Source organism: Fodinibius salsisoli (genome assembly GCF_026229185.1).
GTDB classification, from domain to species: Bacteria; Bacteroidota; Rhodothermia; order Balneolales; family Balneolaceae; genus Fodinibius; species Fodinibius salsisoli.
This window is the reverse complement of sequence record NZ_JAGGJA010000010.1, coordinates 140,151-165,334: the sequence shown is the minus strand read 5'-3', so window position 1 is coordinate 165,334 and position 25,184 is coordinate 140,151. Positions and strand designations below refer to the sequence as shown.

General features: G+C 43.2%; 22 protein-coding genes. 15 read left to right on the top strand and 7 right to left on the bottom strand.

From position 1 onward, the window contains the following. Positions 1-266 precede the first annotated feature (266 nt). Positions 267-1,172 (bottom strand): SMP-30/gluconolactonase/LRE family protein, encoded by a 906-nt coding sequence (locus J6I44_RS15040; RefSeq protein WP_265766976.1) that lies wholly within the window; start codon positions 1,170-1,172, stop codon positions 267-269. Positions 1,173-1,307: 135 nt separating this feature from the next. Here J6I44_RS15040 and J6I44_RS15035 point away from each other — a divergent pair, with 135 nt between their 5' ends. From J6I44_RS15035 to J6I44_RS14995, 9 genes are all read left to right on the top strand, one after another. Continuing rightward, positions 1,308-2,615 (top strand): PQQ-dependent sugar dehydrogenase, encoded by a 1,308-nt coding sequence (locus tag J6I44_RS15035; protein ID WP_265766975.1) that lies wholly within the window; start codon positions 1,308-1,310, stop codon positions 2,613-2,615. A gap of 160 nt (positions 2,616-2,775) precedes the next feature. Further along, complete coding sequence (locus tag J6I44_RS15030; RefSeq protein WP_265766974.1) at positions 2,776-3,675, top strand: cation diffusion facilitator family transporter; 900 nt, start codon at positions 2,776-2,778, stop codon at positions 3,673-3,675. Positions 3,676-3,698: 23 nt separating this feature from the next. Beyond that, positions 3,699-4,352, top strand: a complete 654-nt coding sequence (locus J6I44_RS15025; protein ID WP_265766973.1) for an acyloxyacyl hydrolase — start codon at positions 3,699-3,701, stop codon at positions 4,350-4,352. A gap of 139 nt (positions 4,353-4,491) precedes the next feature. Beyond that, complete coding sequence (gene msrB, locus J6I44_RS15020; RefSeq protein ID WP_265766972.1) at positions 4,492-5,088, top strand: peptide-methionine (R)-S-oxide reductase MsrB; 597 nt, start codon at positions 4,492-4,494, stop codon at positions 5,086-5,088. Positions 5,089-5,452: 364 nt separating this feature from the next. Beyond that, positions 5,453-6,247 carry a hypothetical protein gene (locus J6I44_RS15015; protein ID WP_265766971.1) on the top strand — a complete coding sequence of 265 codons (795 nt, stop codon included), beginning with the start codon at positions 5,453-5,455 and terminating at the stop codon, positions 6,245-6,247. A gap of 173 nt (positions 6,248-6,420) precedes the next feature. After that, the gene (locus tag J6I44_RS15010) at positions 6,421-9,399 is read left to right on the top strand and encodes a glycosyltransferase family 117 protein (protein ID WP_265766970.1); all 2,979 of its coding nucleotides are present in this window, start codon (positions 6,421-6,423) and stop codon (positions 9,397-9,399) included. Between the two features lie 94 nt (positions 9,400-9,493). Next, positions 9,494-9,952: a hypothetical protein gene (locus tag J6I44_RS15005; RefSeq protein WP_265766969.1), complete on the top strand. Its 459-nt coding sequence runs from the start codon at positions 9,494-9,496 to the stop codon at positions 9,950-9,952. A gap of 5 nt (positions 9,953-9,957) precedes the next feature. Continuing rightward, positions 9,958-10,401 carry an rRNA maturation RNase YbeY gene (gene ybeY, locus J6I44_RS15000; protein WP_265766968.1) on the top strand — a complete coding sequence of 148 codons (444 nt, stop codon included), beginning with the start codon at positions 9,958-9,960 and terminating at the stop codon, positions 10,399-10,401. Between the two features lie 79 nt (positions 10,402-10,480). After that, positions 10,481-11,641: a DUF445 domain-containing protein gene (locus J6I44_RS14995; RefSeq protein WP_265766967.1), complete on the top strand. Its 1,161-nt coding sequence runs from the start codon at positions 10,481-10,483 to the stop codon at positions 11,639-11,641. Positions 11,642-11,663: 22 nt separating this feature from the next. On the opposite strand, the gene J6I44_RS14990 is transcribed toward J6I44_RS14995, so the two are convergent. Together J6I44_RS14990 and J6I44_RS14985 are read right to left on the bottom strand one after the other, a co-directional pair. Next, positions 11,664-12,488, bottom strand: a complete 825-nt coding sequence (locus tag J6I44_RS14990) for a carbon-nitrogen hydrolase family protein (protein WP_265766966.1) — start codon at positions 12,486-12,488, stop codon at positions 11,664-11,666. Between the two features lie 143 nt (positions 12,489-12,631). Next, on the bottom strand, positions 12,632-13,294 hold the full coding sequence (locus J6I44_RS14985) for a septal ring lytic transglycosylase RlpA family protein (RefSeq protein ID WP_265766965.1): 663 nt from the start codon (positions 13,292-13,294) through the stop codon (positions 12,632-12,634). Positions 13,295-13,612: 318 nt separating this feature from the next. Here J6I44_RS14985 and J6I44_RS14980 point away from each other — a divergent pair, with 318 nt between their 5' ends. From J6I44_RS14980 to J6I44_RS14955, 6 genes are all read left to right on the top strand, one after another. Continuing rightward, positions 13,613-14,767: a DUF4856 domain-containing protein gene (locus J6I44_RS14980; RefSeq protein ID WP_265766964.1), complete on the top strand. Its 1,155-nt coding sequence runs from the start codon at positions 13,613-13,615 to the stop codon at positions 14,765-14,767. A 64-nt stretch (positions 14,768-14,831) separates the two neighbouring features. Next, positions 14,832-15,950: an imelysin family protein gene (locus J6I44_RS14975; RefSeq protein ID WP_265766963.1), complete on the top strand. Its 1,119-nt coding sequence runs from the start codon at positions 14,832-14,834 to the stop codon at positions 15,948-15,950. Between the two features lie 20 nt (positions 15,951-15,970). Continuing rightward, a complete protein-coding gene (locus J6I44_RS14970; RefSeq protein ID WP_265766962.1) occupies positions 15,971-17,356 on the top strand; it encodes an HTTM domain-containing protein in 1,386 nt (461 codons plus the stop codon). A gap of 2 nt (positions 17,357-17,358) precedes the next feature. After that, positions 17,359-19,854: a TonB-dependent receptor gene (locus tag J6I44_RS14965; protein ID WP_265766961.1), complete on the top strand. Its 2,496-nt coding sequence runs from the start codon at positions 17,359-17,361 to the stop codon at positions 19,852-19,854. Between the two features lie 231 nt (positions 19,855-20,085). After that, on the top strand, positions 20,086-20,424 hold the full coding sequence (locus tag J6I44_RS14960; RefSeq protein WP_265766960.1) for a cupin domain-containing protein: 339 nt from the start codon (positions 20,086-20,088) through the stop codon (positions 20,422-20,424). 25 nt (positions 20,425-20,449) lie between these two features. Beyond that, positions 20,450-21,310, top strand: coding sequence for a CvfB family protein (locus J6I44_RS14955; RefSeq protein WP_265766959.1), 861 nt, complete (start codon positions 20,450-20,452; stop codon positions 21,308-21,310). Between the two features lie 180 nt (positions 21,311-21,490). On the opposite strand, the gene J6I44_RS14950 is transcribed toward J6I44_RS14955, so the two are convergent. From J6I44_RS14950 to J6I44_RS14935, 4 genes are all read right to left on the bottom strand, one after another. Beyond that, entirely contained in the window at positions 21,491-22,636 is a 1,146-nt protein-coding gene (locus tag J6I44_RS14950) for a CehA/McbA family metallohydrolase domain-containing protein (protein ID WP_265766958.1), read from the bottom strand. 274 nt (positions 22,637-22,910) lie between these two features. Beyond that, a complete protein-coding gene (nfo, locus tag J6I44_RS14945) occupies positions 22,911-23,759 on the bottom strand; it encodes a deoxyribonuclease IV (RefSeq protein WP_265766957.1) in 849 nt (282 codons plus the stop codon). Positions 23,760-24,034: 275 nt separating this feature from the next. Next, entirely contained in the window at positions 24,035-24,418 is a 384-nt protein-coding gene (locus tag J6I44_RS14940; RefSeq protein WP_265766956.1) for a DUF1761 domain-containing protein, read from the bottom strand. 170 nt (positions 24,419-24,588) lie between these two features. Further along, positions 24,589-25,149 carry a hypothetical protein gene (locus J6I44_RS14935; RefSeq protein WP_265766955.1) on the bottom strand — a complete coding sequence of 187 codons (561 nt, stop codon included), beginning with the start codon at positions 25,147-25,149 and terminating at the stop codon, positions 24,589-24,591. Between the last annotated feature and the right edge of the window lie 35 nt (positions 25,150-25,184).

Genomic DNA, 25,184 nt, shown 5'->3' with positions numbered 1-25,184 from the left:
GAACAAACTTATCACCATTAGTTGTGCCATCTGGAACAGTGGGGAATTTTATGACCCGGATCATACCTCCCGGTTTGACCGGGAGAAAAAAGTGGCCTAAGACTTGATAAAGTCATAGCATTCCCTCCGAGCTTGGGACACAGCGCACCGTGTCCCTCCAGATAGATGTTGGTCAAATAAAATGCTCACTATTTTTCTAAGTTGTAGCTCACTTGCTAAGTGGACCGCACCAACTGCCAATATCCGATGAGATATATAACCGTTTTCTACTTACTAACTCCTTCCACCTTCATTTTTAGCTGGTAGATAGCAGATGGTGTGGTAATGTAAAGCGTTTTATTCTCTGGTCCACCCCAAGTCAAATTTGTTGTCCTTGTAGGCATTCCAATTTTTTCAATTTGGTTACCCTCAGGAGAAAAAATATAAATTCCACCCGGACCGGTGGAATAGAGTCGCCCCTCCTGATCCATGGCCATCCCATCCGCCCCACCACTTTCGTCTGCCGCTCCAACATTAGCAAAAGCAGTAGGATTTTGAAGACTTCCGTCTTCAGCGATCTCAAAGCACATTATTTGGCCAGTCGCTGTATTATTGACATAGATTTGGGATTCATCCTCATTAAGCACAATGCCGTTAGGGAGATCGAATTCATCAACCATTAACTGTGGCCTCTCTCCTTTTTTTAACATATATACCCCACTAAAGGACAGCTTCCGTTCTTCAGCGTTGACGCCAAATGGCGGATCTGTAAAATAGATGATACCCCTGGAAGAAATTGCTAAATCATTTGGGCTATTCAGGCGCTTTCCTTCAAATTCATCTGCAAGAATCTCCATCCGTTGCTCCTCACCGATGATTGAAATCATGCCATCATGCTGGGCTAAAACAAGTCGTCCCTTGTTGTCAGTAGTAATGCCATTCGAATGTCCAGACGGCTTGATAAAAATATCTGCTTCCATAGATCCGGGCTTCCAGCGGTAAATGGTATTATCCGGAATATCACTGAACAGCAGGTAGCCATCCGGGTGCCAATACGGTCCTTCCGTAAATTCGAATCCGTTAGTCACTTTCTGTGGGATTGAGGCCGTTAATATACCCTGCTGAGCCCAAACATATTTCTCCGAGACCGTAAGCGACAGCAAGATTAGCATAAAAAGTTTACACTTCATCATAAATCCCTATATTATTGTTAAGCTGTTTTCAAACTTTAACGAATATCTTAAATAATCCAAAATTTAACGGAATGAATAGAGATCATAATTCATTTAAATGCTATGAAAAACAAATTTAACTTAAAAAACGGCGATATGAATCTTATAAAAGTTGGGATACTTTCAATATTAAGCTTAGGGCTGTTCATTAGCTGTAGCAGTGAGGCGCCAGCACCCTCTGAGGGAGAAACTCAAATGGCTTATTCGGATGATAACGGAGGGATTACGCTCCCTGATGGTTTTAAAGCCGTTGTTGTCGCCGACAGTGTAGGTAAAGCACGTCATATTACGGTTGCTGACAACGGCGATATTTATGTGAACCTGGAAGAAGAAAAAAATGGATACGGTATTGCCGCCCTTCGGGACAATGATGCCGACGGTATTGCCGATACCACACAATATTTTGGCCCCTATACCGGAACGGGCATTCAAATTCATAATGGATATCTGTATGTAAGTTCAGATACTTCAGTTGTTCGTTACGAAATGACGGAAGGACAGTTAGTTCCCCAAGGAGAAGCTGAAATGGTTGTGGAAGGATTCCCGGACCAAGGCTCTCATGCCGCCAAATCGTTTACATTCGATCAATCTGGAAACCTGTATGTGAATATTGGCGCCCCATCCAATGCCTGCCAGGAAGAGTCTCGCACCCCTGGATCAGCCGGCATGGAGCCCTGCCCACAGCTTGAGGGGCATGGCGGTATCTGGAAATTTAGTGCTGACCAAGTCGGCCAAACCTATATGGGTGTTGAGCAACGATATGCAACAGGTATTCGCAATTCGGTGGCCCTCGATTGGGATACCAATTCCAACCAGTTGTATGTAGTACAGCACGGCCGTGACCAATTAAACACCCTGTGGCCTGAATATTACGATGCCCAGGATAACGCAGAACTTCCTGCTGAAGAAATGTTTGCAGTTAACGAAGGCGATAACTTTGGCTGGCCTTATGCCTATTACAACTGGAAAACGAATCAAAAGCTGGTATCACCGGAATATGGTGGAGACGGTGAAACAGCAGTAGAAGGAGATGAATACGAAGATCCCGTCATTGCATTTCCTGGCCACTGGGGTCCCAATGACCTTCTTTTTTACAGTGGATCCCAATTCCCTGAAAGCTACCACAATGGTGCCTTCATTGCTTTTCACGGTAGCTGGAACCGGGCTCCCGAACCCCAAGCAGGCTATAAAGTAGCTTTTGTTCCTTTTGATGGAGGAGAAGCGGCTTCAGACCATCAAGTATTTGCCGATGGCTTTGCCGGACAAGATAGCCTAAGGTCTCCCGGGAATGCGCAATATCGCCCTATGGGCCTTGCCACCGGAAGTGACGGCTCACTTTATATCTCAGATTCTCAGAAAGGAAAAATTTGGCGGGTTGTTTATACCAATGAGAATGCCCAATAACTTTATCTGAATCTATTATAACTAAGCGTGAGTCTCTCGGCGAGGCTCACGCTTTTTTCATACCTCCCTCTTCTGTTCAAAGAATATTTTTTCCTCATCCCCATAATTTGCTATCATGGGTCTCATCAAAAGTTTATAACAAAATTAAAATCTTGTAGTCATGGCCTCAGGATCTAAAAAAGTAATTTATGCTGCCCTTGTTGCAAATGGTATCATTGCCGTTGTTAAGTTTATCGCTGCCGCCATTACAGGAAGTTCCGCCATGTTTTCCGAAGGTATCCACACTACTGTTGATACCGGTAACCAGTTGATGCTCTTATTGGGGCTAAAAAGAGCTACCAAACCAGCTGACCGTGAACACCCATTCGGATATGGTAAGGAGATCTATTTTTGGAGTTTTATCGTAGCAATCATGGTCTTTGCTATCGGTGCCGGCATCTCTATCTATGAAGGGATCCATAGCGTACTTGATCCCCATCCGGTAGAAAATGTGCTTGTAAGTTATGGCGTTCTGGGCTTTGCCATGGTTTTTACCGGTATTGCCTGGTATTTTGCGTGGAAAGAATTTAAAAGGGTAAAAGGAGATCTCGGCTATTTTGAAGCAGTACAGAAAGAAAAAAATCCCACAACCTTCGTCGTTCTCTTTGAAGACTCGGCAGCTTTGCTTGGTCTTTTCGTTGCTATGTTAGGAATTGGCCTTAGCCAATGGACCGGCATGCCGGTTTTTGATGGTATCGCCTCCATCGTTATTGGACTTATCCTCGGCGGAACTGCTACCTGGCTTGCCTACGAAACCAAAGGCTTACTGATTGGAGAAAGCGCCAAAACAGATGTGATTAATGGGGTTGAACAGATGGTTGGAGCCTTCCAAAATATTACCCGGGTCAATGAAGTGCTAACCCTGCATATGGGACCTGATTATATTTTATTGACGATAAGTGTTAATTTTAAAGACGAACTTAATGCCGGAGAAATAGAAACAGCTATCGAGCAACTAAGCACACAAATAAAACAGAAATATTCCCGCGTCAACCGAGTGTTTATTGAAGCAGAAAAATAGCTGTTTAACTGTAAATGATGGGCTTGTATAAACGTTCATATCGCATTCTGTTGGTCCTCGGAGTATTGCTGCTTTCGGGGCAACCTTCCGTATATGCCGTACAACCTCCCGATAGCACAGTCCACTCCACACCTGCACACCATGGACAGCTTATGTCACCCCCGCATGAATTTACCATATGGGCTGGCTTTGCATTCGATTCTTATTCATTCTGGGGCAAAACACCGGATACCCGTATCCAGTCGATCGGCTTTGGCTACAACAGGAAACTTTTGCCCATCAAGCAGGCTGTTTTAGAGTATCATTTGCGGTTAGACCTGTATTCCAGCTATTCCTACCCATCCTTTAATACCACTAAAAGTAAAAAAAGAAGCTCCTTATCGGGACTCGGAATCTCACCGCTCGGATTTCAACTAAACTTTTTATCAACCAAGACGGTACAGCCATTCCTCTCCACTTCAACGGGACTCATATTTTTGGATAACCCCTTTCCTGATTTCCGAGGCAAAAAAATTAATTTTACGCTTAGTGCGGGCGCAGGACTTGAGATTCAACTATCACCCTCTGCTTCTCTCTCCTTCGGCATAAAATATCATCATCTGTCGAATGGCGAACGCGGAGAAGTTAATCCCGGGATTGACTCCAACATATATTACACTTCTATCACAATTTTCTAACAAATATATAACAAAAGGTCCACACTAAAACTATTCAGGACCAGCATACGTTAGAGAGGTAACAACATCAAGCAGCTTTTTTCAATCTGCCATCGATCATTAATCGTATTATATATATCGACAGCCAATTAACTTTAGAATGATGATGAAATTAATTATTTACACAGCAATTGTTGGTCTTTTAGGTGCTTTATTAATCAGTTGTAATCAAAACGACCATAATCAGCACTCTGTGGCTCAACATGCTGCAATAACAGCCCAGGATACGCATGCCCAACCAGCAGATACTATGGATAACTATGAAGTAACCAAAACGGAAGAAGAATGGAGAGAACTCCTTTCCTCGGGAGAATATCGCATCTTACGTAGCCGCGGTACAGAGTTACCCTACGTCAATGAATACTATGACAATAAAAAAGAAGGGGTCTATTACTGTGGAGCCTGCGGTAATCCTATTTTTACTTCCGAGACCAAATACGAATCAGGAACCGGCTGGCCCAGCTTCTGGCAGCCTATCAAGCCCAGCGTTGTAGGAGAACGAGAAGATAACAGCCTGTTTATGACCCGTACTGAATCAGTTTGTGCCCGCTGTGGTTCTCACCTTGGCCATGTATTTGAAGATGGTCCCGAACCAACCGGACTTCGATACTGCTTAAACTCCCAGGCACTTGATTTTGTAGAAATGGATCTCTCATCCGTCAATGTCGAAGATCTTCCTGTTAAAGAAAAGGACTAAAGCAATACATAGAAGTAGAAGTTGACGATAATCCTTCCACTACCCTGAAGCAGCCTACTTCACTATCCCGAAATACCCTCCTTCCGGGTAGTAAAGCAGGGTATTTTACTATAGTACCCTCCTCACCGATCGATCTCTACAAAGAACGCTGAAGTGATATTTTGATCATCAACCGCCCTTCGCATTATTTGGGTATGATTGATAGAATTAATACAATACGCTTATTGTACTACAAAAAAATAGGGATTAAAATGATACCGTCACTGGCAGATTGGAATTTTCACAATTCAAACCTTCCTTTTTGTTAGCTGATTATTAGACAACAGCATATTAACCATCAAACGAGAAAAAAATGTATGCCAGCGTGCAACTCAAAATAATTATTATCACTGTATTGGCTTCTACACTATCAGCCTTTTCAAACACTCTTTTAGCACAACCCTCCTTCGACTCTCAAACCGATTTAATATCTCTGCACTACGACCATGCTCCTGATCGCGATGATGGACACAGTGCTGTAGCCGATCGAATGATCCTCCAAGAACAGTTTGGCACCGCTTGGCTAAAAGATCATATCCTGGCCGTTTCTGGAGCGTACGGAATAAATCAGGATTCTTTTCAACCCGAATCAGATGCGGTAATGGATGCCGTATGGGGTGGCTGTTGTGGCTGGGTTGCTGCCGACGACCATTGGGCTCGTGCGGTTCAAAAGCTTTATTCCGCCTGGACTAAAACGATAGCTTCCGGGGGCAAGGTTTGGGTTAAAGAAGGTGGACAGTCAGACTTAACCGCTGATGTGCTCCGGATGATTCAGCAAGAAAATCCCGATATTTCTATAAATCAATCCATTTACGTAGTACAGCACAGCGACTGGAATGAAGGAAAGACAACCGATAAAGACCTGGAGTATGTAAAAGAGACGAGCCATTATATCCGTATTTCGGATGCCAATGCCTTTCTCAACGACCGGGATGGCAACACCAATTTTGCCCAAAAGGCTCTGGCAGACCCTACCTATCGCACGATGTGGGAAGCTGCTTTTGCCTATTTGGATCCTACAGAGCGGGTAGATTTTTCGGATACGGGGGAACTTATAGCCATTTTAGGGCTTGATAAGCGAGATGTTGATGCCTTTTCGAACCATTATTTCGATGAATAATAGCAACGTACGGCTACCAAAAAAATATCCTTCACCCCTTTTCGTTTATTTACCTGATTTGGGCGATTAAGGATCCAATCAAATGGCCATATCATTTTGATTCTATCTTACCTATGGCTATTATTGCCTGCTAAAACATGATATTAACTGCTTCAATTTTAAAATAGGCGCGAATGTTTTCGAATCACAAAAAGACGAATCGTACTTTAGCTCTTTTTACTTTTCTTGCCTCCCTTATTTTATATGTTTTAACAATGGCTCCCACGGCCAGTTTTTGGGATGCCGGCGAATTTATTGCCGTAGCCCACGGCCTGGAAGTCAATCACCCACCCGGGGCCCCCTTCTATTCTCTGTTGGGCCGCTTATTCTCCATGTTCATGCCCGCCAGCTATGTAGCCGTCAGCATTAACTTTATCAGTGCGCTGGCTTCTGCGCTCACAGTCATGCTGCTTTACCTGGTGATTGTCCGCCTGGTTCGTGAATGGAAAGGAGCACCCGAGAACATGCCAGGTATTGAACGTATCGGGATGTATGGCGGTGCCCTCATCGGTGCCCTCACCTTTGCTGTTACTGATACCTTTTGGTTCAATGCGGTTGAGGCCGAAGTGTATGCGATTTCCATGTTTTTTACCGCGTTAGTGGTTTGGCTGGCGCTCGTTTGGGCAGAAAAGCATGACGCTCCTTACAATGAACGCTGGCTGCTCCTCATAGCCTATCTTTTTGGAATTGCTTTGGGCGTTCATCTGCTTAACCTGCTTGCCCTCTTCTTTGTTGCCCTCATTATTTACTTTAAGAAAAAAGAATTTGAAGTTTTTTCGCTGGGCGTGGCAGCTGTTTTAGCCTCAGTATCATTCTTGGTCATTTACCCTTTTACCGTACAGACCCTTCCTTCAATTTTGGAAGGCGTTGACAGGGCCAGCTATGGATTGATTGGCCCTATAGCCTTTATGGCATTGGTAATTCTGCTGATAGGGGGCGGAATTTATTATACGCACAAAAACAATATGCGTATGGCAAATATCGTCCTCATCAGTTATGCTCTTATTTTGATTGGCTACTCCTCTTATGCCCTTATCTTTGTGCGTTCCATTGCCGATCCCCCCATTGATGAAAATGACCCTGAGACCGTAGAATCGTTTATCAGTTATCTCGAACGGGAGCAATACGGTGATACCCCGCTGCTGACGGGCTATACGTATGATAGTGAACGTGGTGGGGTCAACCGCGAGCAGGAAGTATTCTTCCCACGACGCTATTCGACTAATCCCCAGCACACACGTCAATATGCCCGGTATTCAAGCGACTTGGATTACTTCTTGGGCTACCAGGTCAACCATATGTATATCCGATACTTCAACTGGAACTTTATTGGGCGTGAATCGGATATTCAAGATGCGGGTTGGCAGGCCGGTTTTACCGAAAGCCAGCAGGAAGATAATCCGGCCCATAACAGTTACTTCTATATCCCCTTCCTGCTGGGTCTTTTTGGGATGCTCTTCCACTTCCAGAATGATTGGAAACGGGCCCTCTCCGTACTGGTTCTCTTTATCATGACAGGACTCGCCATTATAGTCTTCCTGAATCAGACCCCCATGGAACCCCGCGAACGAGATTATGCTTATGTAGGATCGTTCTTTGCCTTTGCTATATGGATAGGTATGGGCAGCATTGGTTTATTGGAGCTAATCAGAGATTATTTATCCTCCAGTAAAGCAGTTTCCTATGCTGGCATAGCTATCTTATTCTGTGCTTCTCCCTTGTTGATGGGAGTCCAGAACTTTGACGATCACGATCGAAGTGAACGGTATGTAGCCCCCGATTATGCCTATAACCTACTACAGTCCTCCGCACCCAATGCCATCCTGTTTACCAATGGAGATAATGACACTTTCCCCTTGTGGTATCTGCAGGAAGTGGAAGACGTACGAACGGATGTCCGGATTGTAAACCTGAGTCTTCTTAATACTGATTGGTATATCAAACAATTACGAGATCAGTGGTCCCACGAATCCCCCCCCTTGCCTATTTCTTATACTGATGAAGATATTGAGCGCTTAACAAGCGAGCTTCCACTTCATCAACCGGATACCATGTCTATACCGGTCAATAAGGATCTGCTCAGGCAAGCATTCTCTGACAGCAACCAGTATCGCGAGACCATAGGCGTGAAACCGGATACTACCGTAGGCGTTTATAGTAAAGGCGTTGATTTTGGAATCCCCGTTGATTCCCTGGATAACGAAGTGTCTTGGTATTACGAAGGACGCCCTGCAGGACGCGACCGTCAGGGCAACCAGCGGTACTTTTTACAGGTGCAAGATCAGGTTATCCTGAATATTCTTAGAAACAATAAGTGGTTGCGCCCTGTTTATTTTGCCAATACGGTTTCTAATCAGAGTCAGTTAGGTCTGCAGCCCTACTTCCGATTTGAGGGGAAAGCCTTTAGGATTGTACCTCAACGTCACAGCGATACGCGGTATGGCTGGCTTGACCCTTCTATCCATGCTCAACGGTTACAAAACTTCCGCTTCCGGGAATGGAATAATCCCGATGCTTATTTTGATGAAAATATACGCCGTATGCTTGGCAATTATCAATTCAGTATTACTGAGCTGGCTAACAAGTATAAAGCCATTGGCAAGCCGGATAGTGCCAATTACTGGTTAGAATGGGGACAGGAACGTGTACCTTTTAAGATCTCGTCTGACAACCTGAATTCTGTTGCACTCTACGCATACAGCTATGCCAGTTTAGGCAATGACAGCAGTGCCGTAGAGCTGGCCGATAAGGCCCGGGATCAGCTCGTCACAAACCTTGAATGGCATATGCAGCAATTTGATGAAATCCAACAGCAGCTGGTTTCTCTGGATCAGGATATGAAGAGTGCCCGTGAAAATGCTAATGTGAGTAAGCGCCAAGAGCTTCAGCAACAAAGACAACAGGTAGGTGCTCAGCGCCGCCAGGTTATCCAGCAACTTTCCTACGCTATAAACCATTATACCATCATACAGCGTATTTATTTCATGGCCGGACTGGATGACAAAGCACAAGAATTTGCTGATAATGTGACCGCAATTACCTCAGGACAGCTTCCAATCCCTATAACAAAAGAGGAAAACAAAGAACGGTTCGACCAGCTCCAGCTTGATTAGAGAAGGTAACTACAGACTAAAATTTCTTATTCTGAACTACGCATCGTATATTCTTGAATAGCAGTTATAACTATTAGCGAATAGGTATTGATAAATGGTCCATCAATTCACAAAAGAAAATATTGATGCTATTGCTGAGGTTCTTCAGGCAGAAGCAAAACCGCTTGGCAATGATGTTTACCGGTTTGAAGTCGTCAATAAAGAGGAAGGACGACGCTTAGCGCTCGAAATTCATTTGGGTATGGATGTAAACGGTGAACGCCTTAATATGGTCTCTGTTTACGCCCAAAACACCTTTCTGCAGTTGCATAATTGCACTGCCTTTATTGCCAGCGATATGCTGCAACAGGTTACCTTCTTTGGCCGTCAGCACGAACGTACTTCGGGTCTGATTATTGAACGGGGAGCAGGATGCAGTTTATACTCAAACGTTAGTGAAACAATTCTAAACAGCGACTTCACCGAGCTGCCCGAAGATCTGATGATGTGCGCTATTGCGCTTTCGCTCACAGAATCAGTCAACCTGGATGGCTTTACCTTTGATGAAGACTGATAACAATGGCGGTATCAAAAGCCGAGATCCATATTTTCAACCAGACTTCCCTGTCTCCTCCTCTTTCTGAGTCTCAGTGCCAATCTATCCTGCAGGCCATTTCATCGGAAGAAAACCTGACTTTTAATTTTGTAGAGTTGGTTTTCGTCGATGAAGAAGAAATTACCCGTATTAACCGCGAGCACCTGGATCATCATTATGTAACCGATATCATCACTTTTCAATATGATGAATCCAGTACTGAAGAGGAAGAAATAGAAGGCACCTTATTCTGTTGTGCCCCTCGCATCGTAGAACAGGCCCAGGAGTTTGGAGAAACGGCCCAACGGGAATTTCAACGTGTTTTTATCCACGGATTACTCCATTTAGCAGGTTATCAGGACAAATCAGCTACAGATAAAGAGCTTATGACAGAGAAAGAAAATTTTTATCTCGATCAGGCCACCTAACCTGGTTATATCCACAACTCCTGTCTAAATTTTTCGTATTGCTGGCCTATGGATAAACTACTGGAACAAATATAGCACAATGGATGAGCCCAAGCCGGATAACAATCAGTTAAACAATGCCATTGAAGTAGCCAAAAGCAAAACACGCTCGCAGGCCCGGCAACTCTGGCAAATCGTTGTTAAGTACAGTAAGATCGATGCTCTCGCTGATACCTCCCAGAAGTCTTACCAGGCTCCGGACAGGCAACAAGAGCACAGCTCTGTTGTACTGACCATTCTTTCCATCATTCCTTATGTTCTGGGGCTAACCTTCATTCTATCATTTCTTTGGGATTTTAATGACATCTCTGCCACAGTTTGGGGCTACTCCTTGCAGTTTGAAGGATTACTGAAAATTGTAAGCGTCAGCGGACTTATTGGTTTTTTTACCAACTGGCTTGCTATCACGATGCTCTTTAAGCCTGCCAAAAAACGTCCGTTGTTGGGGCACGGCCTCATTCCTGCCCAAAAAGATCGTATTGCTTATCGCCTCGCACAGGCAGTCTCCGAAGACCTTATTAACCCGGAAATCATTAAGCAAAAAATCAATGATTCAAATATCATAAGTATTTATCGCAAGCGCTCCACCCGGTACATTAAGAATATCATTGATGATCCTGCCTTTCGGGAAGAATTGAAGCAGTGGGTGGTCAGTTATTTAGATGAAATGATTGCCGATCCGGAGATCAGAGGGGCCCTCGCTCAACGAATTCTACGCCAAATTGAAGATGCCGTACATGATAAATCATTCGAGAAGGTAGCTTTGAAGGCCTACTCATACATCAAAGGTCAAGAGATGCAGCATATTATTGAGGAAGCCTTAGCCGATATCCCTACTTCCGTAGAAAGCGGTCTTGACAAACTGGACGGACTGCTCGATACCCTGCCTCAAAAAATAAATGCAAATAGCGAAACCATTGAAAATACAATTACGACCCTGCTTTATAAGCTGATCAACCAGTTAGACGTTCATAAACTGGTAGAAGAAAATCTGAGAGAATACGATGAGCAACATATTTCGGATATCATAAAAAATGCGACCAACGAACAGCTGCGTTATATCCAATATCTAGGAGCTGTCTTGGGGTTGATTGGAGGACTTGTCATTTGGGAACCCCTGCTGAGCGTTATTATACTCTCACTGGGATTTCTGATGCTATTAACAATAGACTACCTGCTTCACCGAAGATTTTATCAATAGAGTTGTGCATAAGAATATCGGTCTATAATCTTCTATGCTTCAGGGAGGGAATCGCCCTGCGAACTTCCTCAAGACGATGGGGATCAATTTCTGCACAGGCGATGCCCGGTTCCGTTCCGGCATCACCCAGGATATCCCCCCAAGGATCAATGATCATAGCATGTCCCCACGTTTTCCGATCCTTTTTCACCCCATGCCGGCCTGTCTGCGCCGGGGCAAAAACATAACTTGTGTTTTCAATGGCGCGGGCTTTTAACAGTGTTTCCCAATGTACTTTACCGGTCGTATAAGTAAAGGCTGAAGGAATGGAAAGGATATCAGCCCCTCCCTCTGTAAGCTTTCTATAATATTCAGGAAATCGCAGATCATAGCAGACCGAAAGTCCCCATCCGCCAATGACACCATCCGAATGTATTGCCGGCTCCGGCTGACCCGGCTCCACATAATCCGACTCCCGGTAAGACTCATCATCTTTTAGCGATACATCAAACAGATGAATTTTATCATACTCAACTAACAGTTCCCCATCCGGATTATACAGGCTTGATCGATTAAATACTTTACCCTCAGCAGCAGGCACCGGGTAGCTGCCGCCCATCAAATAAATCCCAAACTCTTTGGCAGTATCAGCTAAGAAATCAGGAACTCTTTTTGTTATTTCATCAGCCTTATTCTGCCGCATTTTAAGACCACCCAGAAACGAAAAGTTCTCTGGCAACCCAACCACCTTTGCTCCCTTCTTAGCGGCTTGCCGAATAAATTGATAAGCATTTTCAAGATTATCGTCCAGTTCAATTTGACTGTTCATCTGAACGACAGCTGCTTTATACTGTGAGGAAAACATCATAAACCACTTATTAATTCAACAATATAACTTAAACATACTCATTAGTTAAGCACCTAACAGATCATGAACACTACGATTCATCGCATTCATTTCATGTTTCAAAGATTCTTCGCTCCTAAGGGTCATAGGCGAACCTTAAACCATTAGCCGGCTTCAAGCTGCCTGACAAGACCGGTAAACTCTTTCCGAGCTAATTCTTCTTTCTTCTTTAATGCTTTCTTTCTGTCAGTATAACGGCCGAAAAACACCCCGTAATATTTTTGATTATGCTCATTTAAAATCTCTACACGGCTCCCTTCAAGTTTTTCCGCATATTTAAAGGCCGCCATCCCCTTTTTAAATAGGCCTAATTGCACAGTATAAAATGGCCAACTATCGGAAGCAGTATGTTGCTGTTCGCTATCTTTTTTTACAATAAATAACTGAACATTAGAGACACCATGCCCAACCATCCCCAACCTTTGGGCTGCGCTTTTAGAAAGATCTATGATACGATCGCCCGCATACGGCCCCCGGTCATTAATACGAACTAAAACGGCCCTTCCATTCTGTTTATTCTCTACCCATACTAAGGTATTAAAGGGCAAGGTGGGATGTGCCGCCGTTAGATCGCGCATATTAAAATGTTCACCACTGGCTGTTATCCTTCCATGGAAATTAGGTCCATACCAACTCGCTTTACCCTCAGAAAGTGGAGTTTTCACCTCTGCAATCCTGCTATATGTTAAAATAAACTCCTTGGGTTCAAACAGCGATTGGGGCCGCAAAGGTGGCAGCATTCCTCCCTGTGGAGCTTTAAAAGGCAATAACTTCTTTTCAGCTGGAAGAGTCTGATCTGTATCCCCTTGACCCAGCGGGTAAAAACTTTGGCATGAGACTGATACCAAGTATAGACTGAAGATGAGAAATACCTGATTATATTTTTTCAACACTGAATGGCTGATTATATCTATTCAAAACTTCTAGCTGCAAAGATATATCTCCTCCCCCAAAAAACCTAATTTCCCCATTCTCGCCTTAGTTGGATATGCAAAGCAAAATAGCATTGGTAAATTATTTATAATTAGTCTATATAATCATTATACTTGCCAGTGAATTCTTAATTATAATATTTAACAACCACTATGAAGATTAAAAAAGGGAAAACCACAATACTTTATGGTCTTATGGCCGTTTTGACACTCGTGCTCTTCACCGCATGTGATGTCAGTGAAAGCAATGATAATCTAATAGAAGCTCCTGAAACATATGAGTTTACCCGCAACGGATCCTCTTCAGTAGCTTATCCCGGTCAGACCGATCGGCTTGACATGGTTGAAGAAATAAAAGCTTACATCGAAACTGCTAATGGTAGCTCCACCCTTTCAGAGCAAGCACTGATCGATATGTATGAAAATACAGACGGGGACGGTGGGGGTAATTTCTCATTCACCTCAGATCGTCAAATTAAGAACAAAACGTTTCAACCTGATGTTGATAATGGGTTGTTCCAAAACATTTTTGCAGACGCTGCCGACGCCAGTGAAAATGGAAGTCTGGGAGTTCCTGCCACAAATGGAGTTGCAGGATTGATTGACCGCGCCGACGGAGATCCCATATTAGTAGATGCCAATGGACGCGAGTTTAGTCAAATTGTGGCCAAAGGTTTGATGGGAGCAACCTTTTACAACCAGATCTTTAATGTTTATCTCACAGATGACCGTATCGGACCCAGTGTAGATAATGTAGAAGTTGAAGAAGGAAAAAACTATACGTCCAAAGAACATCATTTCGATGAAGCTTTCGGATATTGGGATCCTCCCTTGGATTTCACTTCTCCATGGAATAAAGAAGACGACGGACGTTTTTGGAGCCACTACTCCAACTCCGTTGATGAGCACCTGGGTACTAACAAAGTAATTATGGATGCCTTTATTAAAGGTCGCACAGCTATCGTAAATGATGACCAGGAAGCTTTGAATGCTCAGGTTGATATTCTTTATGAAAACCTGGAACTGGTCGCTGCTGCCGTTACCATTCATTATATCAACAGCACCTTATCAGACCTCAATAATGGTGAACAGGGAGAAGCCTTTCACCACATATCAGAAGCATGGGGATTTCTTAATGCGCTCAAATACAGCCCTCAGCGAAAGCTTTCTGTTGAGGAAGTTGACCAACTTAAACAGTTCGGGGCTAACGGTAACTTCTGGGATGTTACCTCCGAAAATCTCAACACTGTGAAAGCAACCCTGGTAGAAACCTACCCATCTTTAGAATCCGTCCAAGACAACTTATAAATAAATCTATTAAAGCTTTGCCGGGCCTCAGCCCGGCAAAGTTTCCATAAAACAATCTATAACTATGACCTTTTTTGAACGGTTCACCTTTTCCGCCCTATTGATCAGTTCAGTTTTGTTATTTTCCTCCTGTGGAGGTACAGATTCTGATACAGATAACAATTCTTCTACCGTCCGTTCAGATATGTTAGAACAGACGGCTAATAATATTATCCTCCCTTCTTATCAGGCCTTCCGGACAGAAGTAACCAGCCTTAAAGAAGCAGGAGATAATTTTGCAGAAAATGCTACGGAAGAAACACTTACTGACTTACAAGATCAGCTGAAAAATACACGATTGGCTTGGCAGCACGTTAGCTTATTCCAGTTTGGCACCGCCAAAACGGTATTATTGAGAACATCTGCAAATACCTTTCCTGCAGATACCGATCAAATTGAAGATAATATAGATGCTGGTGACTATACATTAGGGTCCATAAGCAATCAGGCAGCCGCAGGATTTCCAACGCTTGGTTATCTGCTACATGGTCAGGATGAAACGAACCAACAAATACTCGCCGCCTATACAGAGGCAGAAGACGCACAGAAGAGATTAAAGTACCTACAGGATAATCTTTCTTTTATAGCTAACAAAACTTCAGAAGTCGTTTCGGCTTGGGAAGAAAATGAAGGCCAAAACTTTCTCAATGCTGAAAACGCAGGCACTGATACCGGAAGTTCTCTGGGCATGTTGGTAAATGCGATGGTCCGGCATTATGAGCGGTTTTTAAGAGATGGCAAAGTGGGTATTCCCGCTGGTGTGCGTAGTGCAGGCGTACCTCGTCCGACAGCTACCGAAGCCTATTATGGTGGATATTCTGTTGAGTTAGCATTGGCAAACCTGGAGGCAACGAAGCGTTTATTTACAGGTGCCGGTTATGATGGAAGCTCCGGTACTGGGTTGGAGGAAAATTTGGATGCCTTGGGCCATGAAGAGTTATCGGATGATATTATTACCGAGCTTGATCAAGCCAAAAGCGCTCTGGAAACACTGCAAGATCCACTGTCTACACAGATAGAAAGTAACAACGATCCCGTATTGACGGCCTTCCAGGAGTTACAACAGGTTCTTACACTAATAAAAGCTGATATGACTTCTCGACTGGGTGTTACTATTACTTACCAGGATAATGACGGAGATTAAGCCGATTACTTTCACTCACCATGCAAAAGTACATTTCTTCCCATATATCCATTGCTCCGCTGGTTGTATTCCGGGTGCTCTTTGGATTTATCATGCTCGTGAGTACCATCCGGTTTGCCTTTAGAGGCTGGATATATGAACTATACATAAAACCGGACTTCTTTTTTACTTATTACGGATTCGACTGGGTACAACCTTTGGGCGAGTGGGGTATGTATACCCTGTTTTTCGTTATCGGGCTCTCTGCCCTCTGCATGATGCTGGGCTATCGATACCGGCTATTTTCAGTCCTCTTTTTCCTTTGTTTCACTTATGTGGAACTGATTGACAAAACAAATTATCTCAACCATTACTATTTCGTAAGCATCATAAGCTTTCTCCTGATGCTCGTCCCTGCCCATCGTAACTTTTCGCTGGATGTCGTCCGTAATCCCTCCCTCCGACTCCAAAAGGTCCCGGCATGGACTATCAACATATTTAAGCTTCAACTGGGTTTAGTTTACTTCTTTGCCGGGCTGGCTAAACTAAATCCTGATTGGATGCTACATGCCCTGCCCCTTAAAATTTGGCTGCCTGCACAGTCCCACCTGCCTCTTATTGGATGGCTGTTTGAATATGAATGGTCCGCCTTCCTGTTTAGCTGGGCAGGCGCCTTTTACGATCTAACCATCGTCTTTTTCTTACTCTACAAGCCCACGCGTTGGCTGGCTTATATTGCTGTCATTGCCTTTCATCTGATGACCTATTTCCTATTCCAAATCGGAATGTTTCCCTTTATTATGATTTTGTGTACGCTCATCTATTTTTCAGCAGAATTTCATCAGCGACTTATTGATTGGGCCAAAAAGGGATGGCATTTTGTTGCAAGAAGGTCCAAACAGGTATCCAATGAATATTCTACCTTTGCGTACCAGCCAAGCAGGCTTACAAAAAAAGTACTGGCTACCGTTCTGGTGATCCATTTTATACTGCAGGTGCTGATCCCATTCCGATTTCTACTTTACCCGGGGCACCTCTTCTGGACCGAACAGGGCTATCGATTTTCATGGCGGGTTATGCTCATGGAAAAGGCAGGACATACCATTTACGAAGTGTATAACCCGGAAACTGACCGACGTTGGGAAGCAGCTAATTATGACTTTCTTACCCCCAACCAAGAAAAAATGATGGCTACTCAACCGGATATGATCTTACAATTCGCTCATTACCTTGAGAATTATTACCAGGATAAAGGCATTAAAGATCCAGAAATTCGAGTTAAAGCCCACGTTACACTTAATAATCACAAAAACAAACTACTGGTAGATCCATCTGTAGATCTGACCAAAGTTAAACGCGGATTTACTCCTAAATATTGGTTAAATCCATTCAACGATAATCAAGAAAATTGGTCCACAAGAAATTAGTGATGAGATTTATTGCCACTACAATCACCCTGTTTTTAATGATCGCCGGATCTATGCAGCTATCCCACGCTCAGACCTATCAAATAACAGGTCAGGTTACCGGCGAGAAGGAAAACGCCATTAAACAAGCCCGTATCTTCCTCGCGCCGGGCCGTGATGATTCTTCCTCTTACAAAGAGAAACAGTTTACTACTAATGCTACCAAAACTACCTTTACTGATAGTCAGGGTACTTATAAAATTCAGGATATAAAGCCGGGCTCTTATACTATAACAGCTTTTTATACCGGTAAAAAGATCACTTCACGAACCGTACAAGTTGAAAATCAAGATGTGCGGCTAAATTTCAAACTGACAATTCTGGCTGAGGAACTGGAGGAAATCACCGTAAACGCCTCTGGAGAACAAACCTTTGGAGTTACTCGGTTAAATGCCGTAGAAGGGGTTACCATCAACGATGCTAAAAAGAATGAAGTCGTTTTGGTTGATGACCTTACAGCCAATTTGGCTACAAACAACAGCCGACAGGTCTATTCAAAAGTGCCGGGCCTAAATATTTGGGAAAGTGATGCTGCTGGTGTTCAACTCGGTATTGGAGGCCGTGGACTTAGCCCCAACCGCAGCTCTAACTTTAATACCCGCCAAAATGGATATGATATTGCGGCCGATGCTTTAGGATATCCCGAAAGCTATTACACCCCTCCTACGCAAGCCATAGAAAGGATTAAAATCATCCGGGGGGCTGCCTCTCTGCAATATGGTACCCAGTTTGGCGGGCTTTTAAACTTCGTGTTCAAAAAAGGTCCACGTAGCAGACCGTTTGAATTTAACTCTGAGCAGACAGTCGGTTCTTTCGGGCTCTTCAGCTCATTCAATAGCATTGGCGGCAAAAAAGGAAAGGTTCGGTACTATGGATTCTACCAGTATAAGCAAAGCAACGGATGGCGGCCTAATTCCGATCTTGATCAACATGCAGCTTATGGTTCAGTTCAATATCAAGTAACGCCCAAACTTTCCATCAGTCCGGAGTATACGCACATGCAGTATCTGGCACAGCAGCCCGGAGGGCTCACAGATACGGAATTTGATCAAAATCCACGTCAGTCAAATCGAGAACGAAATTGGTTTCGTGTAAACTGGAACCTCTTTGCATTAACTGCTGACTATAAATTTTCCAGTAAAACCCGCCTTAATACACGGTTTTTTGGCCTCAAAGCGCGCCGAGAGGCCCTTGGTAATTTAGGCCGTATTGACCGGGCAGACTTTGGAGGGAACCGGGACCTTCTTAAAGATGACTATAACAACTGGGGGAATGAAACACGACTCATCCACCGCTACCCTTTTCTTGATAATATTTCTGTTTTCTTGATAGGTACTCGCCTTTATAATGGCTTCACCCATCGTCGTCAGGGCGATGGCAATGATGGTTCTGGGCCAGATTTCAACTACCTAAATCCTGATAACCTCGAAGGTTCAAACTTCGATCTTCCCAGTAGCAATCAATCTGTCTTTATAGAAAATATTTTTAATATTACCCCAAAATTGAGTATCACACCGGGAATTAGATTTGAGCATATCAACACCGAAGCCCAAGGCTATTATCGAAATATTGTAAAAGATCTGGCAGGCAACGTTCTCGTGGATGACCGAATTCAGGAAGAACGTCAGAAAGATAGATCCTTTTTATTTTATGGATTAGGTGTGAGTTATAAGGAAAGCAATCAGTTTGAAATCTATGCCAACTATTCGCAGAACTATCGGGCCATTAATTTCAATGATATTCGGGTAGATGTGGGGAGCCTTAAAGTAGATCCTAATATCAGTGACGAGCACGGGTACAATGCTGATTTCGGTATCCGTGGGCAGCAATCCCAACTATTGAACTATGATATTAGCCTGTTTCACCTTTCTTATGAAGACCGTATAGGTACCATTCTCAAAACCGAACCTAATCCTAATTTTAATAATCTTGTAGATCGAACCGTACGTTATCGTACTAATATAGCTGATGCTAAGATTTATGGGTTTGAATCTTTTGCTGAACTGGATCTATATCAATTCTTCACAAACTCTTCTACAGATACTCAACTTTCTATCTTTTCGAACCTTGCTCTTACCACCGGAACCTATAGCAAATCACAAGAAAACGGCGTTGAAGGGAACAGGGTTGAACTTGTACCAAAGCTTAATTTGAAAACTGGACTTACTTTTGCTCAAAAAAACTTCAAAGCCTCTTACCAATTTTCCTATGTAAGTGAACAATATTCGGATGCTTCGAATGCTCGACGAACGCCTTCTGCCATCGAGGGCATCATCCCCGCTTATTACGTGGTGGATTTCTCTGTTCAATACAGCATAAACCGATTCCACCTAGAATCAGGTATTAATAACCTCACGAACAACCATTATTTTACCCGCCGGGCAACAGGCTATCCCGGCCCTGGTATCATCCCCTCAACCGCCCGAAGCTTTTATCTTACCATAGGCATTACGCTGTAGTGTAAATTATACAAATCTTCTCTGTGTTCTCTTTTTGACCAAATGTAATAAGCTTGTATAACAGGAGTAATATCTCCTGTATATCCAAGTTTGACAATATCTATTAATTCCTCTTCCCCTATTGCTGGCACTTATATTTTCCAAAACCTGTTGAAATTTATTTTCTCTCAAAATATTACCTTACTTTACAAACAGATTTATCAGTTAACTTCTAAAATGAGGGGAGAAATTATGAGTAAGGGACATGTAGAATCCGGTGAAATTATCAATTTGAAGACCTTAAAGGACGGGATGTCCGAACATTCTACCTTTGCGCTGGTAAAAACGGAAGATATGGAAGTTATCAGAATGGTGCTTCCGCGCGGCAGAGACGTAATGGAACACAGTGTGGAAGGTGAAATATCGGTGCAATGTTTGAAAGGAAATGTTATCTTCCACGTTGGGGACGATGCCATTGAACTTTCTGAAGATGATTGGTTCTACCTTAAAGGAGGTGAGCCCTATGCATTCCATGCTAAAGAAGAAACCGTTTTATTGGTGACTATCCTCTTCATTTCACAGTCAATTTAGCCGACCAGAACAGACTTTTACTTTTATGCTTACCTTGGGAACTTTTCATACACTTAGTGTAGATCGACAAATTGTGCATGGTTATATTCTTAAGGAAGACCAAGGCGAAGAGGTATTACTCCCCACCAAGCTCGCCAATCGAGATCTGCAAAAAGGGGAAAATGCTCGTGTCTTTATCTATAAAGATGGTGAAGAACGAACCACGGCCACTATGCAGAATCCTAAAATAACCCTGCATAATATGGCCTCCCTTGAAGTGAAAGACATTAACCGTTATGGTGCCTTTCTGGATTGGGGACTGGATAAAGATCTTTTTCTACCCCACCGCGAGCAGACTGTAAAGCTTAAAGAGGGACAACGTTATTTCGTCTATTTATATCTTGACGAAGAAACCGATCGCCTGGTCGCCAGTATGAAGATTGACCGTTTTCTGGATAATGAGACTATTACGGTCGAAGAAGAGGAAAAGGTCGATCTTTGGATTTTGGATAAAACCGATCTCGGTTATAACGTTGCTATCAACGAAAAACACCGGGGGCTGATTTACCATAACGAATTTTTCTCTGATGTCGCTCATGGCGATAAAACGACTGGTTATATCAAGCAGATTCGTTCGGATAATAAAATCGACGTAACACTCAGACCCATTGGCTACGACAAAGTGGAAGGAGCAGCTGACCGTATCCTGCATCGCCTCAAAGAAACTGATGAGGGCTTTCTGGATCTGCACGACAAAAGTCATCCCAATAAAATTCGTAAAAGGCTCGAGATGAGTAAAAAAACCTTCAAAAAAGCGATTGGAGGTCTTTACCGCGAAGACATTATCCGTATTGAGGATGATGGCATTTACTTGGTCTCAGAAGATGAAAAAAGCTACCAGAACTAGAACCAGGCCTTTATGCTGCAGAGCTGGAGTTATGGATCTTTATCACCAATGTAGTCTAACGTGAGTTCGATATAAGAAATGATGAGGACGTCATCCTGATGAGCGCAATCCGAAACGGTTGTTCCTCGGATGTAGTCGAAGACTGGCTAATTGGTGTACCTATCTCGAACTCACGTTAGTCTATTGCCCCGGAGTTACCGGCTGTGCCCAGGCAACCTCCACCTCCCCGGCTTTATAGGGATTCTTTTTGGGCTTATCGGAAACTACCTTCGCTCTCACGTATAATTCATCACCTGTAAAGGTGTATCTGGCTTGGGTACCGGTTGCTTTCTCTAAAAGGATTCCCGTCGAATCAGGATTGAATGTTAGCGTACCCCAAAATTGAATCTCATAACTTACTCCTTCCTCACTTTTCACTTCTACCATAAGCTCATCAGCGGTATCACTTATTTTGGAAAACTCTACTCCTGTACTCGAGTAAAAGCTTCCATTTTCAAGAGCACTGATGATGGCAGCGGGTGTCAGTGAATCGGCCCGGACCATAATCCAGCCTCTGCCCGGGTTACTCTGTGCAGAATCAAACTCATGATAATGATGGCTGTCGTCCACGGCTATACCATACATCATTCCTTTATCGTGCTGCAAATAATGCGTGAGCACCTGGTCCCAAATTTCTTCCATGCCCGAGTGCAGGGAATCACCATAATTATGTACCAGTGGATGTCCGTTATATACCTCAAAAAAATGTTCGCCGGTCAGTTGTTTGATATCTTCAGCCGTGACAGCCCAGCCAAAGTTGGGGTGATTCAAATGAGGAATCATTGGTTTTCCTGTACTGTCGCGCTGGGCGTTAACGGCATCAATGTTATTTTGCATCACATCTACCACGCTTTTGCCTCCCTGCGGCTTGATCAATTTTTCAATATTTGTAGCATTAACGTGGATGGGTTTTTGCTTATAGCCATCAGTTATCTCTTCGGACTTGATAACCAGAAATTCCCCTTCCTTTTCAAAAAGTGTACGATACTCTTGCAATGTTTTTAACTGCACCTGAATCAAGGAATCGGTCTGCTGGTAATTGACCAGCGTACCTCCAAAAGTCTGAAGGTATTCATTGAACTGTTTTTCCTGATCACTGCCCTTTTTAATTTCAATCCATTTTTCTCCCTCCGCCAGTATATTATGGTCCGAAAGCGCCACAAAGTTATAGCCGTGATCTTTATACCATTTCATGATCATTTCGGGATAATCATCGCCATCACTCCACAGTGAATGGGTATGGAGATTTCCTTTGTACCATTTTGAAGCCTGCTTTTTGGAATCCATACAACCGCTCAGACATATAAAAATAAGTGCTATTACAAAAGTATGTTTAAAAATCATTGTTTTCGATATTTGTTGGGGCTTTTGCCAAACCACTAAAAAAAGAACCGGTCATTGTCCCGATGGTTCGGGAAAGCGATCTCCATTTGAAAGCTTAGAAAGGAGATCGCCGCACTCTCCCGAGTACTCGCGGACGATGACAGCAAGGTTTTGCAAAGCCTTCTTATAATAGTTGTCTCGCCTGTTTTATCCTTTCATTGAGATTATAATGAATCTATTATTCCATTTCAGCCATATCGTAAAGCATCTCTATTTCCCGGGGCCAGCGTTCCGTATTGGGTGTTTCCAGGATCATGGGGATATCGTCGAGGCGCTGATCCTGCATAATAAGCTCAAACCCAAGTGGGCCAATCAGTCCTTCTCCGATATTATCATGCCGATCCACCCGGCTACCCAATGCCTTTTTAGAGTCATTAAGGTGTAATCCTTTTAGATATTTGAAACCAACAGCTGATTCAAACTTATTAAACATTTCCTCATATCCATCCTTCGTTGAAAGATCATAGCCTGCGGCATAGGCATGGCAAGTATCGATGCAAACCCCTACCCGGCTCTTGTCTTCTACCCCATCGATAATAGCAGCGAGGTGTTCAAACTTGAACCCGGTAGCCGTTCCCTGGCCTGCCGTATTTTCGATTACAGCGGTAACCCCTTCGGTCCGGTCTAGCGCCCAATTAATCGACTCCGCATTGCGCTGTAAGCATACATCAACATCCAGTTTGTTCAAATGATGACCGGGATGAAAATTAAGCAACGTTATACCTAACTGTTCGCAGCGTTGCATTTCATCCAGGAAGGCATTGCGGGATTTCTCCAATTTTGGCTGCTCCGGATGGCCTAAGTTTATTAGATAGCTATCATGCGGCATTACATGATCCATCGAATAGCCGTATTTCTCACAGTTCTTCTTAAAACCGTCAATATTTTCGGTAGTGAGTGGTGGCCCCTCCCACTGCCGTTGATTTTTAGTAAACAGAGCAAAGGCTTTGGCTCCAATTTTATGGGCTCTTTTTGGGACATTCTCTACACCACCGGCTGCACTTACATGTGCTCCAACAAACTTCATTTATCCTTTGACCTTAGTTAAAAATAGCCTCCAAAGGTAGCCACTAATACACCAAAACACGAATATGGATTATTTTTTATCGGGGTTAGAACTTGTTGTCCGATGAATGGTTCCTGGCAATTTCCCGATCGGGAGCAGAACGCCCTCAGACCAGAATAATTATTAGTTATTCGTATGGTCGAAAGTAATAAGTAGCAAGTGGGGAATGGACAGCTGCCAATCGCCAATTCCACTGTTACCTGTGATTTGATATTTGTCTTTTGGTTTTTGGGTCCTTATATCCAGGCCCCGATAATTAGTCCCATAACCGTAAAACTGACGGTCCAATAGCCTCCATTAATGAAAATATATTTCCAGGATTTATCCTCATAAAGACTGTTGACGGCGAGTGCAAAGAAGATCCATCCAAAGCCGGTAAGGAACCCATAAAACGCACCGGTACCCGCAGACATCTGCTCGGCAGCCTCCGGAGATCCGGTAAGGAACATGGCCAAATTGAATGCCATGATAAATTCAAAAATAAAGGAAAGGCCAAATATCTTTGTCATATTTCCCTTTTCAAGGTCTTCTTCCGTAACACCTACCGCCGACATCCATGCCTTCCCAAAAAGTGGTCCATACCACAGCCAACCGACTACAAATGTTGATAATGTTGCCACAAGAATGGCTAAAAAATTAAGATTTGACAGGTCCATAATTGTATTCCCTCATCATTTTTTTAATTGTTCTATATCCCATTTATAGTTACTTCTAAAAAAAGAATAAATCAATTAAATTCTTGTAACGGAAGGTCTTAACAATTGAGTCCGTTGTTTAACTTTCTAAAAATTTACCGGCTAAACTCTGTATTTTTTTCTAAATCTTGCTCGATAGGATTATTGAAAGAGAATAATTTTTGCAGCTTTTCAATATCTATATCCTTATTTTCAGCTCCTAAATCTTCTCTTATAGCAATAACAATATCCTTGACCTTTGCTACCAGCTGCGGATTTCCTTTCTCCTCTCTCAGTAATTCATTTAGCTTCAAATATTCTTGAAGTACATCATCACTGGCCCAAATAATCATATGCTTTTCTAACTCTTTCAATTTTTCCCGTCTATCTTCATGATTACCGGCGTACCAACTTTCCATAAACCGGGAATATAACACCGCTTTTTCAGGATGTATCTGCTTATCACTTCCTTTGTCTTGGTTCCGGATAGCACTGGCAATAATGAGTGCGCTAACCAACAGGATTACCGAAGAAATAATCAGTACAGCTGCAAACTGGGGATTGATAATTTCGTACTGTTTGACCAAAAATGTAATGCCAATATAGCCGCCCCAGCCAATAGCTACTAAAATCCCGGCTGCAACGATAAATGCCAAAATATTGCCAAGTAATTTCATCCTTAATTATTTAAGTTAGTGGTATGCAGCTATAA

Coding starts and splice junctions, on each gene's coding strand:
- J6I44_RS14950 (WP_265766958.1), bottom strand. CDS start 22,636: ATGGATTCCAAAAAGCAGGCTTCAAAATGGTACAAAGGAAATCTCCAT.
- msrB (WP_265766972.1), top strand. CDS start 4,492: ATGATGATGAAATTAATTATTTACACAGCAATTGTTGGTCTTTTAGGT.
- ybeY (WP_265766968.1), top strand. CDS start 9,958: ATGGCGGTATCAAAAGCCGAGATCCATATTTTCAACCAGACTTCCCTG.
- J6I44_RS14965 (WP_265766961.1), top strand. CDS start 17,359: ATGAGATTTATTGCCACTACAATCACCCTGTTTTTAATGATCGCCGGA.
- J6I44_RS15035 (WP_265766975.1), top strand. CDS start 1,308: ATGAATCTTATAAAAGTTGGGATACTTTCAATATTAAGCTTAGGGCTG.
- nfo (WP_265766957.1), bottom strand. CDS start 23,759: ATGAAGTTTGTTGGAGCACATGTAAGTGCAGCCGGTGGTGTAGAGAAT.
- J6I44_RS15005 (WP_265766969.1), top strand. CDS start 9,494: ATGGTCCATCAATTCACAAAAGAAAATATTGATGCTATTGCTGAGGTT.
- J6I44_RS15040 (WP_265766976.1), bottom strand. CDS start 1,172: ATGATGAAGTGTAAACTTTTTATGCTAATCTTGCTGTCGCTTACGGTC.
- J6I44_RS14960 (WP_265766960.1), top strand. CDS start 20,086: ATGAGTAAGGGACATGTAGAATCCGGTGAAATTATCAATTTGAAGACC.
- J6I44_RS14975 (WP_265766963.1), top strand. CDS start 14,832: ATGACCTTTTTTGAACGGTTCACCTTTTCCGCCCTATTGATCAGTTCA.
- J6I44_RS14995 (WP_265766967.1), top strand. CDS start 10,481: ATGGATGAGCCCAAGCCGGATAACAATCAGTTAAACAATGCCATTGAA.
- J6I44_RS14970 (WP_265766962.1), top strand. CDS start 15,971: ATGCAAAAGTACATTTCTTCCCATATATCCATTGCTCCGCTGGTTGTA.
- J6I44_RS15030 (WP_265766974.1), top strand. CDS start 2,776: ATGGCCTCAGGATCTAAAAAAGTAATTTATGCTGCCCTTGTTGCAAAT.
- J6I44_RS14980 (WP_265766964.1), top strand. CDS start 13,613: ATGAAGATTAAAAAAGGGAAAACCACAATACTTTATGGTCTTATGGCC.
- J6I44_RS14935 (WP_265766955.1), bottom strand. CDS start 25,149: ATGAAATTACTTGGCAATATTTTGGCATTTATCGTTGCAGCCGGGATT.
- J6I44_RS14955 (WP_265766959.1), top strand. CDS start 20,450: ATGCTTACCTTGGGAACTTTTCATACACTTAGTGTAGATCGACAAATT.
- J6I44_RS15010 (WP_265766970.1), top strand. CDS start 6,421: ATGTTTTCGAATCACAAAAAGACGAATCGTACTTTAGCTCTTTTTACT.
- J6I44_RS14990 (WP_265766966.1), bottom strand. CDS start 12,488: ATGATGTTTTCCTCACAGTATAAAGCAGCTGTCGTTCAGATGAACAGT.